The 15,575-nt window shown below is 72.3% G+C and carries 12 protein-coding genes; 2 read left to right on the top strand and 10 right to left on the bottom strand.

Annotated elements, in window-relative coordinates; genetic code table 11:
• Positions 1 to 303 precede the first annotated feature (303 nt).
• Complete coding sequence (locus ABZZ17_RS16695) at positions 304 to 1,638, top strand: hypothetical protein (RefSeq protein WP_356876542.1); 1,335 nt, start codon at positions 304 to 306, stop codon at positions 1,636 to 1,638.
• Between the two features lie 46 nt (positions 1,639 to 1,684).
• On the opposite strand, the gene ABZZ17_RS16690 is transcribed toward ABZZ17_RS16695, so the two are convergent.
• The gene (locus tag ABZZ17_RS16690) at positions 1,685 to 3,652 is read right to left on the bottom strand and encodes a transglycosylase domain-containing protein (protein ID WP_356876540.1); all 1,968 of its coding nucleotides are present in this window, start codon (positions 3,650 to 3,652) and stop codon (positions 1,685 to 1,687) included.
• Between the two features lie 417 nt (positions 3,653 to 4,069).
• Between ABZZ17_RS16690 and ABZZ17_RS16685 the strand changes: the two genes are divergently transcribed.
• A complete protein-coding gene (locus ABZZ17_RS16685; RefSeq protein WP_356876538.1) occupies positions 4,070 to 5,209 on the top strand; it encodes an amidase domain-containing protein in 1,140 nt (379 codons plus the stop codon).
• Positions 5,210 to 5,284: 75 nt separating this feature from the next.
• Here the strand turns inward: ABZZ17_RS16685 and ABZZ17_RS16680 are convergent, their stop codons facing one another.
• From ABZZ17_RS16680 to blsE, 9 genes are all read right to left on the bottom strand, one after another.
• Entirely contained in the window at positions 5,285 to 5,830 is a 546-nt protein-coding gene (locus tag ABZZ17_RS16680; protein WP_356876536.1) for a nucleoside 2-deoxyribosyltransferase, read from the bottom strand.
• 48 nt (positions 5,831 to 5,878) lie between these two features.
• The gene (locus ABZZ17_RS16675) at positions 5,879 to 6,535 is read right to left on the bottom strand and encodes a class I SAM-dependent methyltransferase (RefSeq protein ID WP_356876534.1); all 657 of its coding nucleotides are present in this window, start codon (positions 6,533 to 6,535) and stop codon (positions 5,879 to 5,881) included.
• 45 nt (positions 6,536 to 6,580) lie between these two features.
• Positions 6,581 to 8,464 (bottom strand): hypothetical protein, encoded by a 1,884-nt coding sequence (locus ABZZ17_RS16670; RefSeq protein ID WP_356876532.1) that lies wholly within the window; start codon positions 8,462 to 8,464, stop codon positions 6,581 to 6,583.
• A 109-nt stretch (positions 8,465 to 8,573) separates the two neighbouring features.
• Positions 8,574 to 9,803 (bottom strand): MFS transporter, encoded by a 1,230-nt coding sequence (locus ABZZ17_RS16665; protein WP_356876530.1) that lies wholly within the window; start codon positions 9,801 to 9,803, stop codon positions 8,574 to 8,576.
• Between the two features lie 83 nt (positions 9,804 to 9,886).
• Positions 9,887 to 11,146 carry an ATP-dependent carboxylate-amine ligase gene (locus tag ABZZ17_RS16660; protein ID WP_356876528.1) on the bottom strand — a complete coding sequence of 420 codons (1,260 nt, stop codon included), beginning with the start codon at positions 11,144 to 11,146 and terminating at the stop codon, positions 9,887 to 9,889.
• Positions 11,143 to 12,324, bottom strand: coding sequence for a DegT/DnrJ/EryC1/StrS family aminotransferase (locus ABZZ17_RS16655; RefSeq protein ID WP_356876526.1), 1,182 nt, complete (start codon positions 12,322 to 12,324; stop codon positions 11,143 to 11,145). Before ABZZ17_RS16655 ends, ABZZ17_RS16660 begins: the two co-directional genes overlap by 4 nt.
• Positions 12,321 to 13,487 (bottom strand): arginine 2,3-aminomutase, encoded by a 1,167-nt coding sequence (gene blsG / locus ABZZ17_RS16650; protein WP_356876524.1) that lies wholly within the window; start codon positions 13,485 to 13,487, stop codon positions 12,321 to 12,323. Before blsG ends, ABZZ17_RS16655 begins: the two co-directional genes overlap by 4 nt.
• 109 nt (positions 13,488 to 13,596) lie before the next feature.
• Complete coding sequence (blsF, locus tag ABZZ17_RS16645) at positions 13,597 to 14,538, bottom strand: CGA synthase-related protein (RefSeq protein ID WP_356876522.1); 942 nt, start codon at positions 14,536 to 14,538, stop codon at positions 13,597 to 13,599.
• Positions 14,526 to 15,515: a cytosylglucuronate decarboxylase gene (gene blsE / locus ABZZ17_RS16640; RefSeq protein ID WP_356876520.1), complete on the bottom strand. Its 990-nt coding sequence runs from the start codon at positions 15,513 to 15,515 to the stop codon at positions 14,526 to 14,528. The genes blsF and blsE overlap by 13 nt, the downstream gene beginning before the upstream one ends.
• Positions 15,516 to 15,575 lie beyond the last annotated feature (60 nt).

Here is a 15,575-nt window from a genome sequence, read left to right as displayed (position 1 = left end):
GGCAGAGCGATGCGGTACGTTGCGCTTGTCCTCGCCCGTGGTGACGACCGCCCCCTCTCCTGAGGCCGGACGATGCCCGTCCCGTGGCTATGCAAACTTGCCCGTCATGGGCGATCGGCAATCCCACAACCCGCCCTGACCTGCGATCAGAGCGGAACGGAGCTGTCCGGTGCGTGGCTGTGGGTTGGCTGTGAAGCGACGTACGTGAGGGACTCGGGGTACGGGAGGAGTGCCGACAAGTTCTATATTCGTACGAACCATCCGCACGCGGCCGGGCTGCGGGTATCAGGGGGGACGACTGCGATGGCCGACGCCGACACCGGTACCGACACGGCTACGAGGACCCGGACGGAGTCCCGGAGCACCCGCAAAGTACGCAGGCGGGCGCAGAACCGCAGGCGCCTGGGCATCGGCATCGCCGTGATCGCGCTGGGCGGAGCCGCCGCGACCGCGTACGCCTTCACCCTGGGCGGCTCCTCGGGCACCGCCCCGCACGACGCGAAGCTCGCGGCCCCGGGCGGCGCGGCCGGCGAGGCCGCCGCCGCGAAGGGCGCGGAGGAGGCCTGGGACGGCAAGGTCAAGGTGCTGGGGGACGGCTCCACCTCCTACACCGGACCGCAGCCGGGACAGCTCAAGCCCGAGCGGCTGAAGCCCGGCGAGAAGCCGCCGCAGTTCGTGGTGTTCTCCTGGGACGGCGCGCTGGAAGGCGACGACCGCCTCTTCTCGCACTTCCGCCAGGTGGCCCGCGAGAACAAGGCCCACATGACCTTCTTCCTCACGGGCATCTACCTGCTGCCGGAGAGCAAGAAGGCGCTCTACCGCCCACCGCAGCACGACCAGGGGTCGGCCGCCATCTCGTACCCGACGGTCCCCCACGTGAAGTCCACGCTCGGGCAGCTGCGCGGAGCCTGGACCGACGGCAACGAAATCGGGTCACACTTCAACGGGCACTTCTGCGGGCCCAAGGGCGGCGGGGACTGGAGCCCCGCCGAATGGAAGAGCGAGATAGACCAGACGTACTCCTTCGTCAAGAACTGGAAGACCAACACCGGGTTCACCAAGGAGGCGCCCCTGCCCTTCGACCCCGACCGGGAAGTGGTCGGCGGCCGAGCGCCCTGCCTGGAGGGCCAGAAGAACCTCATGGCCGCGATCAAGCCGTACGGCTGGCGCTACGACGCGAGCTCCTCGGGAGACTTCCAGCTGTGGCCGTCCAAGCCGGACGGCATATGGAACTTCCCGCTCCAGCTCCTGCCCTTGCACGGCAAGGAGGTACAGGTGCTGTCCATGGACTTCAACTTCCTCTACAACCAGTCCGGCGACAGCACCCAGGGCGACCCGGCGAAGTTCTCCGGCTGGCAGACGCAGACCCGCATGTCGTACATGAACGGCTTCAACCGGGTCTACAACGGCAGCCGGGCCCCGATGTTCATCGGCAACCACTTCGAGGACTGGAACGGCGGCATCTACATGAAGGCCGTCGAGGACGTGATGAAGGACGTCTGCCCGCGCCAGGACGTCCGCTGCGTCTCGTTCAAGGAACTGGCGGACTGGCTCGACGCACAGGACCCGAAGGTCCTGGCCCAGCTCCGCCTGCTCGACCCCGCGCAGGCACCGGACTGGGCCGCGCTGATCAAGTGACCCGGGCCGCCGGGGCGCACCGCCGCCCCGGCGCACGCCGCCCGGCCTACTTCACGGCCTTCGCGTAGTCGCCCCACAGGCGCACCGCCCGGTCGCTGCCGGGCGTGCCCGGGGCGCTGCCCCCCAGCCCCGTCAGCGGCAGCGGGACCAGGTCGGTCAGCGACATCCGGTAGACCACCACCGCCGTGGACTCCTGCTCGGTGCTGGCCACGAACCAGCCCGCCGTGTTCGCGGCGGTCGTCCCGGTCTTGCCCGCAGTACCGGGGTGCGCCTTGGCCACCGACTTCGCCGATCCTTCGGTGACCGTGGCCCGCAGGGTGTCCGTCACCGCGCGGGCGGTCGCGGCCGTCACGGCCCGGGTCGCCTTCGGCGCGTCGAGCGGCAGCGCGGCGCCGTTCCGGGTGACCGAGCGCACCGAGTAGGGGTCGGTGTGCATGCCGTCGGCGGCGAAGGTCTCGTAGGCGCCGGCCATGCGGATCGCGCTGGGCGTCGAGTTCTCCCCGAGCGCGAACGTGGGGATCCGCGGTCCGAGGCTCGATCCGAGCAGCCCCGAGCGTTCGGCGAAGGCTTCCACCCGGTCGAGCCCGACGTCGAGGCCGAGCTGCAGCATGGGGGTGTTCACGGAGTTCGCGACGGCCTGGCGCAGGGTCACCTGGCCCCAGCTGCGGCCACCGTCGTTGCGCCCCTTGACCACCTTGCCGCCGCGGTCCCAGTACGGGCCGTCAGGCGTCTGCACGGTCACCTGGTCGTTGCCGTCGTACGTGGTGGAGGGGGAGACGGGCGTGCGGTTCTTGCCGCGCGTGCGCAGCACCCCTTCTTCGAGCGCGGCGGCGTAGACGAACGGGGTGAACGCGGTGCCGGCCGGGACCGTCGTGGCGTTCGACTCGTTGAAGCCCTGCTTCAGGTAGTCGGGCCCTCCGTACACGGCCAGCAGCCGCCCGTCGGGGGCGACGCTCGCCGCCCCGATCTTCGCGTGCTTGTCGGTGTCGGGCCGCCGTTCGGCGTCGAATTCCTTCTGCGTCTGCTGGACGGCGGAGGTCAGGGCCGTCATGCGGTCCCGGTCGAAGGTCGTGTAGATCTGGTAGCCGCCGAGGTCGAAGTCGGAGTCCGTGATGCGGCCGGCCTTGACCGTGTAGGCCTTGGCCAGCTCGACCAGATAGCCGGTCTGTGCGCCGGGCGTGCCGCCGAGGGAGGCGCCCGAGGGCTCGGGGAACCGGGTGTAGCCGGCGCGCTCGGCGCGCGTGAGCCGGCCCGTTTCGACCATGCGGTCCAGGATCCAGGACCACCGTTCGACGGCCCGCTCGTGGTTCTCCTTGCCGAGGGCGGGATCGTAGAGCCCGGCGCCCTTGAGGAGGGAGGCCAGGAAGGCGCCCTCGCTCGCGTTGAGCTGCGAGACGTCCTTGCCGTAGTAGGCCTGGGAGGCGCGCTGGATGCCGTAGGTGCCGCGCCCGAACCAGCTGGTGTTGAGGTAGTCCTGGAGGATCTGGTCCTTGCTCCGCTGGTTGTCCAGTTTCACGGCGAGCAGGAGCTCGGTGAACTTCCTGGAGAGGGTGCGGTCCTGGCTCAGGTAGGCGTTCTTCACGTACTGCTGCGTGATCGTGGACCCGCCCTGGGTCTCGCCGCCCGTCACCGCTGCGCCCACGGCGCGCATGACACCGGACGGTGAGACTCCGGGATCCGAGTAGAAGCTGGAGTTCTCGGCCGCGAGCACGGCTCCCTGGACCTTGTCGGGCACCTTGTCCAAGGGCATCTCCTGCCGGCTGACCCAGCCCGTCCGGGCCATCGTGGAGCCGTCGGCCCAGTAGTAGACGTTGTCCTGCTGCGTGGCGAACGAGTTGAGGTCGTCGGGTATGTCCGTGGTCGCGTAGGCGTACGTGACGAAGCCCGTCAGACCCGTGAGCACGTACAGGCCGGCGCCCAGCCACTGGCGCCACGAGGGTATCCACCGGCGCCAGCCGCTGCGGCCCGGTCGCGGGAACTCCGGGCGCAGGCGCCGCAGTTGAGTACGCGCCAAAGCGGCGGCCGGCGCGAGGGCGCCGAGCCGGCCCGCTCCCGCACCCGGGTCGCGGCGCGCCCCGGACTTCCTCCGACGGCCCGGCCCTGCCCCGCCGCCGCCCGCCGGGGCGGCCCGCCTGCGCCGGGATCGCCCTCCTGCGGCGGTGTCCTTCCTGGCCATGTCGAATGCCCCCCTGTGCTGTGCTTTGCCGCCCACCCTAGATGCACTCGCTGTGGGGCCGTCGCGGTGGTGGCCGCATCCCGCCGCGCGCCCGCGGCGCCGGCCCCGGTGACGAAGCGGAGGCGTGCCGCACGGCGCACGGGGCGACTCCCGCCAGTCGGCCGGTGCGGAAGCGGAACGGGATGAGGGGGGCGTCCAGTTGTGCGAAGATTCCGTCCCCCGGTTCGTGCGGACCGGGTGACAAGGGGAAACACAGTGATACCTAAGAGGTTCAGGCCCGCCGCCATCGCGGCCCTGACCGTGGCCCTGGCGTCCGGCAGCATGCTCGCCTACTCCGCGGGTGCGGCCTCCGGGCCCAAGGCGGCCGACCGGGCCACCGCCGACACCTTCGGGCGCATAGCCGACGACGTGCTCTCCCAGCGGACCCAGGCACTGGTCGACGACCAGGCGGGGAAGCAGGGTTCGGGCCCGGCCGGCCAGAAGACCCGCATGACGGCCCAGCTGAAGAAGGACGAGGACGCGGCGCTCCAGTCGCTGCGGTCCCGCAAGACCCGCCTGGCGGAACTCGGTGAGGCGTACACGGGCGCCGACACCCGCGTCGTCGTGGACCGTGCCACGGTCACCGGCGGGAAGGCGACCGTCCAGGTCACCGAGAAGACCACGCTCACGTACAAGAAGCTGCGCGGGGACGAGCCGGACACCACCGACATCGGGACGCGGTACGAGCTGACCCTCACCAGCAAGCGCGGTGGCGGGTGGGAGCTGGTCTCGATCAAGTCGCAGGACAGCGGCCCGGTCGCGGTCAACGAGCCCGTCGCGGCGAAGGTGAAGGTCGTCAAGGACGACGGCAACCAGTACCCGGACGGCACGCCCGCGTCCACCAAGTACCCGGCCCCGGCGAAGCCCAAGGCGAAGACCGGTGGTGCCTACGACTACGCCGCCATGGCGAAGTACGCGGAGAAGTACTGGAGCAACTACAACCCGGCGTACCGGAAGTTCAACGGGTCCGGGGGCGACTGCACCAACTTCATCAGCCAGGCGCTGAAGGCGGGCGGCTGGAAGCCCGTTCCGGGCTCCTCCTCGGACTACCGGAACTGGTGGTACGACGGCACCCGTCAGTCCGACTCCTGGGTCGGCGCGAACGAGTTCGCCTGGTTCACGCTGTCCAACCAGCGGGCCGCGAACCTGGCCAACGTCTACCAGGCGGACATCGGTGACGTCCTGCAAGTGGACTTCAACAAGGACGGGTCCAAGGACCACTCCATGATGGTGACGTACCGCAGCAAGGCCGGAATGCCGTACCTCACCTACCACTCCACCAACACGTACCGGAAGTCGCTCGCGAGCATCATCGCGTCCTACCCGGACGCGGTCTACTACGCGTACCGCACCTGACGGACGCCCCTGAGCCCCTCCCGCCGCGGACCCCCGCGGCGGGAGGGGCCTCCCGTGCTCCGGGGCACCCGGCGGCTACCGGCCGCCGCTGCCCTCCCGCTGCCGCAGGACCGCCAGCTCCACCGCACGGTCGACGGCCGGCAGGCAGGAGGCGATGTCCGTGTGGACCACGTACTCCACCGACGCGACCGTGTGCAGGCCCTGGACCAGGAAGGTGTACTCCCTGTCGCGTTCCAGCAGCAGGACGATCGGCTTGTCGAAGGCGCTGGCCCACCCGATCTCGATGTGGGTGCCCGGGGAGGCCGGATGGCCCGGCAGCGCGACGAAGACGTCGGCCTTGCGGATCTCGTCCTGGTCGAGCCGGGTGCACTGGTCGGGCCGCATCAGCTCCGCACCCCACGCCTCGCGGCGGTGGGCGTTGTGCACGGAGATCCCCTGCGCCTCGAAGTGCTTGATCAGGACGTCGAACGGGGCCCGGGCGTCGGCCGGCATCTCTCCGGTCTCCGGGTCCAGGAGCTGGATGAACGGGCCGGCGAGGAAGACCGAACGGATGCCCAGGTCGGGGCGGGAGTCGCGGGAGTCACGTGAGTCGCGGGAGTCATGGGGCAGGGTGATGGCCATGGGGATACCTCCGGAGCGGCGCGGGTGCGCGGTGTCGGGTGAGGGGGGTCAGTCCTTGAGGAAGCACTGGATGAAGGCGTCGCCGGTGGTGCCGCCGTGCGTGTACTCGGTGGTGTCGTAGGCGACGAAGGGGTGCCGCTCGACCCGGATCGAGCGGAAGTGCGGAAGGTACTGCCAGCGCAGCTCCGGCTTGGTGCTGAAGAACGGGATGAAGACGCCGCCGGGGCGCAGCACCCGGACGACCTCGGGCATGGTCCTGGCCCACAGTCCGGCGTCCGTCCAGACCTCCATGTCGAGGGCGGGGTCGAAGAACATCCCGTCGATGCTCTCCGACGGCAGCTCGAAGATCCGCTCGAAGAAGTCCCCGCGCTCGACGGTGAGGTTGTCGGGGACGCGGGGGTGCCGGGCCCGGAACAGGTCCTCGACCTCCTCGAACAGTTCCAGCACGGTGTGACTGCGGGTCGCGGGGTTCCCGGCGATGCGCAGCGCGGACAGGCCGAGACCCAGCCCCACCTCGTAGAAGTCCTGCCCGTACGCGCAGAGCATGTCGGCACTGGCCCACATCAGGTCCCGCTCCCAGGCCTGCATCGCCTGCTCGCCGCCGATGCTGAGGGTCACTTCGCCGTTCTGCTCGATCAGTTCGACGGTCGGCTTGGGCTTGGGCCGGGACGTGGTGCCGCGGTCGGCGACGCTCTGGCTTTCCATGGTTCTCCTTACGGGGGTGTGAGTGGGGCGGGTACCGGAGGTGGGTCAGGGGGTCCGGGGGACGACGCCGAAGTGGCGGCGGGCCGTGGAGACGGCGAGGTCCTGCACGGCGAACACGGTGAAGTAGTAGGCCTGCGGCGCCGTGCCGGGAGCGAACCGGACCCGGAAGGAGACCTCCTCGGGCCGTCCGCCGGTGAGCCGCACCTTGGTCGTGGCCGGCTCCACGGTCGTGTCCTCCCGCAGGTAGCCCGGGACGAAGAGGCCGAGCCGGACCGGGCCGGTCCGGGCCGCGGTGACCGTGGCCCTGACCTCCAGCACCCCGCCCTGCTCGACCTCGTCCGCGGCGTGGGCGAGCAGCGCGGGGGCGTCCGGGATCCGGAAGGTGACGTCGCCGCACCGCATGCAGACGGCGCACGTGGTGTCCAGGACGTGCGGGAGCAGGCCCCGCCGGGTGAACTCCTGCGCGGGCCGGCCGCAGTGGCAGGTGACCTCCAGGACCTGGGGGTCCAGGCTGCTGCGGTCGCCGAAGTGCGCCGGGTAGTTCATCAGCTCGGTCTCGGGATGGGCCGCGACCTGCTCGGTGATCACGTGGTCCAGGGACTGCAGGTCCGCGGTGAGCGAGGCGTCGATCTGCTCGGGGGACTGGTCGGCGAGATGGGTGGGCCTGGCCACCCAGAGGTCGACCTTCCGGGCCAGTTTGGTCAGCCGGGGCCGGAGCGGGTGGTTGTGCGGCAGCAGGTCCGAGGCGAGGTACGCGGTGAGCCGGCCGCCCACGGTGAGCAGGAGCGGATCGGGCCGGTGGTCCGCCGGAGCGGGGGGCGCCGGGGTGTCCTCCGGTGCCCCCGGCAGTCCGAAGCGCATGAACGCCGGGTAGGGGTGCGAGCCGGCCAGGCTGGCGTTGAGGGTGTCGACCGAGTCCGCGCCGACGAGGGCGCCGTGCATCCAGGCGACGTTCTCCGGCCGGTCGGAGTCGTGCACCGACACGGCCGAGACCACCGTGCGGGCCGGGCCGTCGAGCGCGTTCAGCAGCAGCTGGTACTTCGGGTCGTACAGGGCCAGGTCCGCGAGCGGGCCGCTGTTGCACGCGCTGAGCACCAGCTCCACGGCCTCCACCCGGTTGAGGGGGACCAGCTTGTCCTCCGGCTTGTAGCAGGGCAGGCCGTACGCGCAGCGCGGGCCGAGCAGTCCGGGCACGGCCGGCACCGAGCCGTTGAGACCGCAGATGGTGAACTCGCCGAGGTTGACGCTGTCGTCCTTGCCGTGCCCCTGGAATCCCACCCGCCGCCACCGGGTGCCGAGGATCTCCGCCTGGATGTCCGCACGCTCGAAGTCGCGGTCGTCGAAGACCTGGACGCCGGGCAGCCGGGGCGGCCGGTCGGTGTCGGTGAACAGGCCCAGCGCGTCGACGTCGAGGGCCGGCTCCGCGTACTGCTTGGCCACGTTCCAGCAGACCGAGGCGCCGTCACGGCCGCTCAGCAGCGTCAGTCCGTGCCGCGGGCCGCGGTAGGTCGCCATGAGCAGGGCCCGGACGGGGTCGAGGGTGAGCCGGTCGTAGCTGCCGACGATCAGCAGCGAACCGCCGTGCCGGGCCCGGAACCCCGCGACGTCCGCCAGCTCCTCCTCGCCCACCCACGTCCGGGCGAACGGGCGGGCCAGCTCCGCGGTCCCTTCGGGCAACCGCGCCCCGCCCAGGACGATCCCGGTGTCCAGCGGGTGCGGCTGTCGCAGAGCGCCGTACAGCCGGGCGGCGAGCTCGACGCTCTCCGCCAGATCGGCGCGGTCCTCGGTCGGGACCGGTACCGCCCGGAGCCGCGGGGACTCCAGGAACTCCCGGACGGCTCCCGGGAACGCGCGCACGGTGACCGGACGGAACAGGGGGACCGGACCTGACCCCCGGTCGGGGCGCTGGTCGGTGAGGGCGGCGTTCATGGTGGACCACCTCGTGTTGTCCGCGTCGGGGCGGGAGGGAAGGGGGAGCGGCTGGGAGCGGGGGACGGCGAACGGGCGGGTGGCGGGCCCCGGGTGGCGGCTCCGGCCGTCATGCCACGCACTTCACGGTCGACGCCGCCTGCCGGGTCAGCAACCCCCGGCAGGCGAAGGCCAGCCCGGCGCCGGCCAGCGCGGTCCCGGTCGCCACCGCGAACACCACCCGCGGCCCGAACGGGTCCATCAGCAGCCCGCCGGCCTGCTGGCCCAGGGCGTCGCCCAGGACGGTGGCCAGCGACGCCCAGGTGAACGCCTCCGCCATGGACCGGCCGTCGGCGATACCGCTCACCAGGCTCATCTCGGTGGCCGAGACCAGGGCGATGGGTACGCTGCCCACCGCGAGCGCCACGGCCAGGCCCAGCTGGGAACCGGCGAGCAGCGTCAGCCCGGTGCCGAGGGCGTAGGCCAGCAGCAGCCGCGGCAGGCGCGCCTGGGGTGCGACCTGGGACTGGGACCGGCCGAGCCAGACGGCACCGAGGGCGCTGCCGACCCCCCAGCAGGCGTACACCACGCCCGCACCGCCCGGAGCCCCGTGCCCGTCGACGAAGGCCGGGATCGCCAGCGTCAGCAGGCCGATCGGTACCGCGGAGACGGCCATGATGCCGGTCAGCGCCAGCAGGGCCGGCTCCCGGAGCGGTCCCAGCGGGTGCCGGGACTCCTTCGGAGCGGCCGCCGGGGCGCCCTCGGTGCCGGCCGGCAGCCGGGTGAAGGCGAGACCGAGCGTGCCCAGGCCGCCCACCACCGCGATCACCGTCAACGCCAGGCCCGCCGAGCCGCCCAGCATCAGCGCCGCGAGCATCAGCGGCGCGCCGATCACCAGGACCTCGGTGAGCAGCGCCTCCCACAGGTAGGCCGTCTCGCGTTCCTCCTCCCGGAGCGGCAACCGCGCCCAGAGCGAGCGCATGCAGGCGTTCGCGGGCGGCAGCACCACCCCCGCGACGACCGCCGCCACGGGCTGGGCCCAGCCACCCGGGCGGGTCGCCCACACCAGGACGGCGAGCGCCGCCGGGTAGGCGAGGGCGGTCACGGTCAGCACCGCCGAGCGGCCGCTGCGGTCGAGGCGGCGGGCGATCAGCGGGCTGCCGAGGGCCATCCCCAGCGTGTACAGCGCGGCGACCAGCCCGGCCTGGGCGTAACTGCCGCCCTGCTCACGGACGGTCAGTACGAGGGCCAGCGACATCAGGTAGACGGGCAGCCGGGAGACGACGCTCCACCAGGCCGCCCCGGCCACCCGGGGACGTGTGAGCAGGTCGAGGAAGCGACGGGGCAGGCCGCTGGTCACGTGGTCGGTCTCCGTTCCACGGCCGCACGGGGCGGCCGACTCGGGTGCCGGGCCGCCGTCCGGGCGGGCGGCGGGGGCGGGGATCAGGTGGGGACGGCGCCGGCCTCCAGCGGCGCCGACACCTCGATCGGCGCCGACACCTCGATCGCGAACCGGGCGAGCACCTCCCGCATGCGGCTCTCCACCTCCCCGACCGACGCTCCCACGACGTGGGCGTACCCCGAGGCGTTGTGCGAGGCACGGCGGGCCGTCACCGTGTCTCCGGCGCGGACCTTGAGCACGGCGTCGATGACTCCGGGCATCTCCAGGAGCTCCTCCCGCGAGGTGATCCGCCGGACCAGCCCGGTGCCGGGCAGCGGCAGCAGCAGGTCGCCGGCGCAGCGGCGTTCGCGGTGGCCGAGGTCCGGGCGGCGGCCGAGGTAGACCGCCAGGGTGGCGGCGAACACGTCGAATCCGTACGCGTGGCCGTGGTTGGCGGGGATCTCGCAGCCCGCGAGACGGACGCCGATCTCGCCCGCGTACACCTCGCCGTCGATCAGGAAGAACTCCATGTGCACGTAGCCGTGGTCGATGCCCATCCCGGTCACGATGCGCTGGACGAGGGCCCGCACGTCGACGGGCGGACCCTCGCCGGTGCCGACGCTGATGTTGGCGTTCATCGCGCCGTCGACGATGTCCAGTGGACGGCAGGGCATGGCACTGGGCCAGGCGTCGAGCACCTCGCCGTCGAGGACGAGCGCGCAGACCTCCCACTCGGTGCCTCCGAGGTGCGCCTCCACCATCCAGTCCCGTGCCGCGAGGTCGATTCCGGCGAGGCCGCCCGGCCCGGTGAGCCGGTAGGTGTCCACGCAGGCGAACGAGTCCACCGGTTTGAGGACCACCGGCCAGCCGTGCCGGGCGGCGAACCGCCCGACGTCGGCGCCCGACCGCACCCGGGCGAACTCCGCGGTCCGCAGGCCCAGTTCCCGGAAGCACGCCTTCATGACGGCCTTGTCCCGGACCAGGGACACCTGCTCCTCGGTCAGGTGCGGCAGGCCGGCGAGCGCCGCGAACCGCTGGGACGCGGCCTGCCGGGGCTCCGACGGATTGCAGAACCTGGTCGGCGGCACCGGCAGCCCGGCCGCCCACTCCCGGTACCGCCGGGCCTCCTCGGCCGTGTCGACGCCCTCGCGCACCCAGAAGGCGGGCAGGTGCGCGGTCTCCAGCAGGTAGTCCTCCGGCAGGTCCGGCCGGGTGTCGGCGAACCGCAGCAGGACCAGCCGGCCGGCGAGCTCCCGGGCCGCGTAGCGGGTGAAGGACGACGGCCGGTCGTCCACCATCAGCAGCACCTCCTCGCCGCTCACACCGCCTCCAGTACCTGGCGGACGGCCTTGGCCGCGACGGCCTGCTCCGCCTCCGGGAGCTCCGGGGAGAGCGGCACGCACAGGGTGCGGTCCAGCAGGTCCCTGGTCCGGGCGAAGCCGTCGCGGCTGAGGAGGAGCGGACCTTCGGGCGCGTGGTTCCACGGGAAGCCGTCGCGGTAGAGCGAACGGCGGCCGGTGAGCACCGGATGGTCGGGCAACAGGTACTTTCCGAGCGTCCAGTTGGCGATCCCGGCCGCGGTGAGCGCCGCCACCGCGGCGTCCCGCAGCTCCTTGCTCTCGCACCGGAACCGCAGGCTGACCTTCACGTCGCCGACGGCCCGGGGCCGGACCTCCAGGTCGGGCCGGTCGGGCAGCTCGGCCATGGCGATGGCGTACATCCGCTCCAGCCCGGCGAGCAGCTCGTCGAGGTGCCGGAACTGCTGGCACTGGACGGCCGCGACCTGCTCGCTGGTGACGAAGTTCTCCCCGAAGTGGGCGTCCTGGTCCCACGTCGGATAGTGGCCGGGGATCCGGGCCGATCCGTGGTCGTGGTAGCGGCGCATGGTCGCCCAGGCGCCGTCGTCGTCGGTGACGACCAGCCCGCCCTCGCCCGAGGTGAGGACCTTGTTGTGGTGGAAGCTGAACGTCCCCGCGTAGCCGGCCGTCCCGACGTACCGGCCGTCGGGGAAGCGCGCGCCGAGCGACTGCGCGCAGTCCTCGACCAGGTAGGGCACGCCCGTCGGCAGCGGGGCCACGGTGCCCTCCATATGGGCCGTGATGACCCGCTGGGCGTCCGCCGGCAGCAGCGTCGGGTCCATGGAGAGCGAGTCGTCGGCGTCGACCAGCACCGGGATCAGGCCGCACGACAGCACCGCGCCGGCCACCGCGACGAACGTCACCGCCGGGACGTGCACCAGGTCGCCGACGGCCGGACCGGTGGAGATCAGCGCCAGCCTCAGCGCCTCCGTGCAGTTGTGGACGGCCAGGGCGTGGCCCGCACCCAGGCGTTCGGCCACGGTCCGCTCCAGCCGGGAGGCCATGCTCTCGGTCTCCGTCTGGTACCGGAACAGGACCTGGTGCTCGATCACCTTCCGCAGTTCCGACATGTCGGACCAGTCGAGGTAGTTCGCTCCGTAGGGCAGGAAGCGCTGCCCGAGCCGCTTGTCGAGGGTGCTCATCGCGTACCGGACTCCGTGATCGGCTGCGCCTCACCGTCGACGACCATCTCCTGGCCTCGGTAGTTGCGGAGCAGCAGGCCGTCGGGGGTGGGGGTGAAGGAGGGCTGCGCGATCGGGATCTTGCCGATCCTGGTGGTCAGGACGTACTGGGGGACGCCGAACCCCGTGATGTGTCCCTGGAGGCCGGCCATGATCTCCCACCCCTTCTCCACGGACGTCATGAAGTGCGAGACCCCGGTGACGTTGTCGCAGTGGTAGAGGTAGTACGGCCGGACCCGGATCCGCAGCAGCTCGGTCATCAGGGTCCGCATGGTGGTGACGTCGTCGTTGATCCCGCGCAGCAGCACCGTCTGGTTCCCGACGGGGATCCCGTGCCGCAGCAGGCGGTCCACGGCCGCGGCGGCCTCCGGCGTGATCTCCTTCGGATGGTTGAAGTGCGTGTTCAGCCAGACCGGGTGGTAGCGGGAGAGCATCGAGCAGAGGTCTTCGGTGATCCGCTGTGGCAGCAGCACGGGGAACCTGCTGCCGATCCGGATGATCTCCACGCTGGGGATCGCCCGGAGCCCGGCGACGATCTCCTCCAGCTTGCCGTCCTGGTAGGACAGCGGGTCGCCGCCGGTGAGCAGGACGTCCCGGATCTCGGGGTGGTCGGCGATGTACCGGAGGTCCTCGTCGAAGGAGCCGCCCTCGTCGTCACGGAAGTAGGTGCCGTCGACGTCGGTCGTGTGGAACTTGCGCGTGCAGTGGCGGCAGTAGACCGGGCAGGCCTCGGTGATCAGCATGATCACCCGGTCCGGGTACTTGTGCACCACCCGGTTGGTCTTGCGGTAGTAGGTGTCCCCGACCGGGTCGACCTCAGCACCGGGGAACTCCATCAGCTCGCCGAGAGCCGGAACCGCCTGCTGCCGGACGGGGCAGCCGGGGTCGTCCGCGTCCATCAGGGAGGCGTAGTACGGGGTGACGCTCCAGCGGTACTTGCCCGCCACACCGGCGATCGCCTCCTCCTCGTCGGCGCTCAGGTTGATCCACTGCCTGGCCTTCTCGACGTTGGTGATGCGCCGGCGCATGTGCCAGCGCCAGTCGTCCCAGTCGGTCTCCGGGACCCTGGGGCGGATCAGCTCGGGGCGGGTGGCAGGTGCGGGTTCGCGGAGGGTGTCGGACATGGCGGCTCCAGCACGGCGCGGACGACGTGGGTGAGGTGGGTGAGGTGGCCGGCACCGGCGGGGCCGGACCGGGAGGATGACGGCGCCCGGGGCGGGGCGGGGGCAGGGCTCACAGCGGGGCGAGCGCGAGTTGGCGCAGGACCCGGGCGACCCGCTGCGCCCCGCGCAGGTCGTCCAGGGCGGGGTCGAGCAGGTGCCACGGCCCGGCGGCCCCCGCCGGCGGGGCCCACAGGCCGGGGTCGTCGGGATCGTCGGCCAAGGGCAGCTGCGGCAGGACCCGGCCGAGCTGGTCGGCCAGATCCCGCTGGGCGGGCCCCAGTGCGGGCAGCAGGGCGAGCGGCGCCCTGCGCGCCTGGGCGAGCGCGAGCGCCCCGAGTACCGGCGAGGCCAGGAACACGGCGGCGTCGGCATGGAGGGCGTCGGGGTCCGCGTCGGCGGCCCGGAGCACCCGTACGTCCGGACGCTCCGCCAGGGCGGACCGCAGGAGACCGAGCCCGGTATCGGTGACCACCGTGCAGCTCCCGGTGCGGTGCAGTGCGGCGGCGGCCAGCTCCCGCAGCGCTCCGGCCGCGAAGGCCTCCGCGTCCGCGTCGGGTACGCCCCACAGGGACAGCATCACGAGGGTGCCCGAGCGGCTCCGGCTCAGCCCGGTGCGGCGCGGCGCGAGGACCCCGGTGGACCGTGCGCCGGGGATCGGGTGCCCGGGAGACGGCAGCCATCCCGGCCGGTGGACCCGTCCGAGGGCACGCCCCGGCGGTGCGCCGTCGGCGGCCGGGCCGCAATGGCCCGATCGCAGGTGCACGACCGGAACGCCCAGGTCCAGGAGCCGCTCGGTGGCGGCCACGTCGTCGCAGACCAGCGCCGCGACCGGGGGCGGTTCGAGCGCGGACCAGCCGGTCCGGCGGAGGTCGCCGAGGTGCGCGGCCACCCGGCGCAGGGCGAGGGCCGAGTCCAGCTGGTCCTCGCGGGCGCTCAGCAGCACCCGCGGGCCGGGCCCCGCACGGCCGTCCGGCGCGGCAGCGGCCGCCCGGGCCGGGGTCAGTAGTGCCATGCCCCCACCGCCCCGAGCCGGGCCACGTCGTCGCTGTATCCGGCGGCGGTGGTGGAACAGCCGCTGCACACCTCGGGGCCGTTCTCGCGGAACCAGCCGGCGTGGGAGCGGAACGCCGGGGTGTCGAGCCGGATCACCCCCTGTTCCCGCAGGGGTGCGCCACCGGGCCCGTCGTCGCCCTCGCGGTGGGGGATGCAGCTGCACGCGAACATCCGGCCGAACTTGCCGTCCACGTAGATCACGTCGTCGGCGACGTGGCACACGGGCTCGGCGGCGCGCGGTGTGACGGACCGGGTGAAGTACCGCTCCTGCTCCTGCGGGGTGTCGCCGTAGAAGCGCTTGCCCATCGGCACCAGCAGGGCGGCCGGGTCGGCGTCGTACACCGGATCGCAGACGCTGCGGACGTGATCGGCGTCGGGGTAGGTGATCGTGCGGTCGAGTTTGAGGGCGGACAGCTCCCACTGGCGCACCCCCGCCTCCGTCAGGACCTCCTGCAGACGAGGCACCTCCGTGTAGTTGTGCGGCCCGACCACGGTGTTGACCCTGGGCAGCACGCCGAGCGCGGCGGCGTCCCGCAGGCCCCGCAGCCCGCTGTCGAACATGCCGGGGGAGCGCCGGTAGACGTCGTGGGTGGCGCCCGAGGCGCCGTCGAGGCTGACGATCACCTGGGCCAGGCCGGCCCGGGCCAGGGGGGCGGCCATCCGGGGCAGCAGCGAGCCGTTGGTGATGAGGGACATCTTCATCCCGCCGTCCGTGCCCGCGCGCACCAGCTCCACCACGTCCGGGTGCATCAGCGGTTCGCCCCCGGTGAACCGGACGTAGCCCACGCCGGCTTCCCTGGCCTTGGGCACCAGGTCGTCGAAGTCCTCCAGGGAGAAGCGGAACGTGTCGCGGGAGAGCGCGAACTCGCACATGAAGCAGTCGGCGTTGCAGGCTTCCAGGATCCGGATGAAGAGGTAGCGATCGCGTGTACGCACGGGGACGGAGACCTTCCAGGCGACTCATGGGGCGGGTGGTACGGCGACGGGTGGTCACGG

The organism is Streptomyces sp. NPDC006512 (genome assembly GCF_040611935.1).
In the GTDB taxonomy this organism is placed as follows: Bacteria; Actinomycetota; Actinomycetes; order Streptomycetales; family Streptomycetaceae; genus Streptomyces.
The sequence above is the reverse complement of the archived record's forward strand: the minus strand, read 5'-3'. Positions and strand labels throughout refer to the sequence as shown.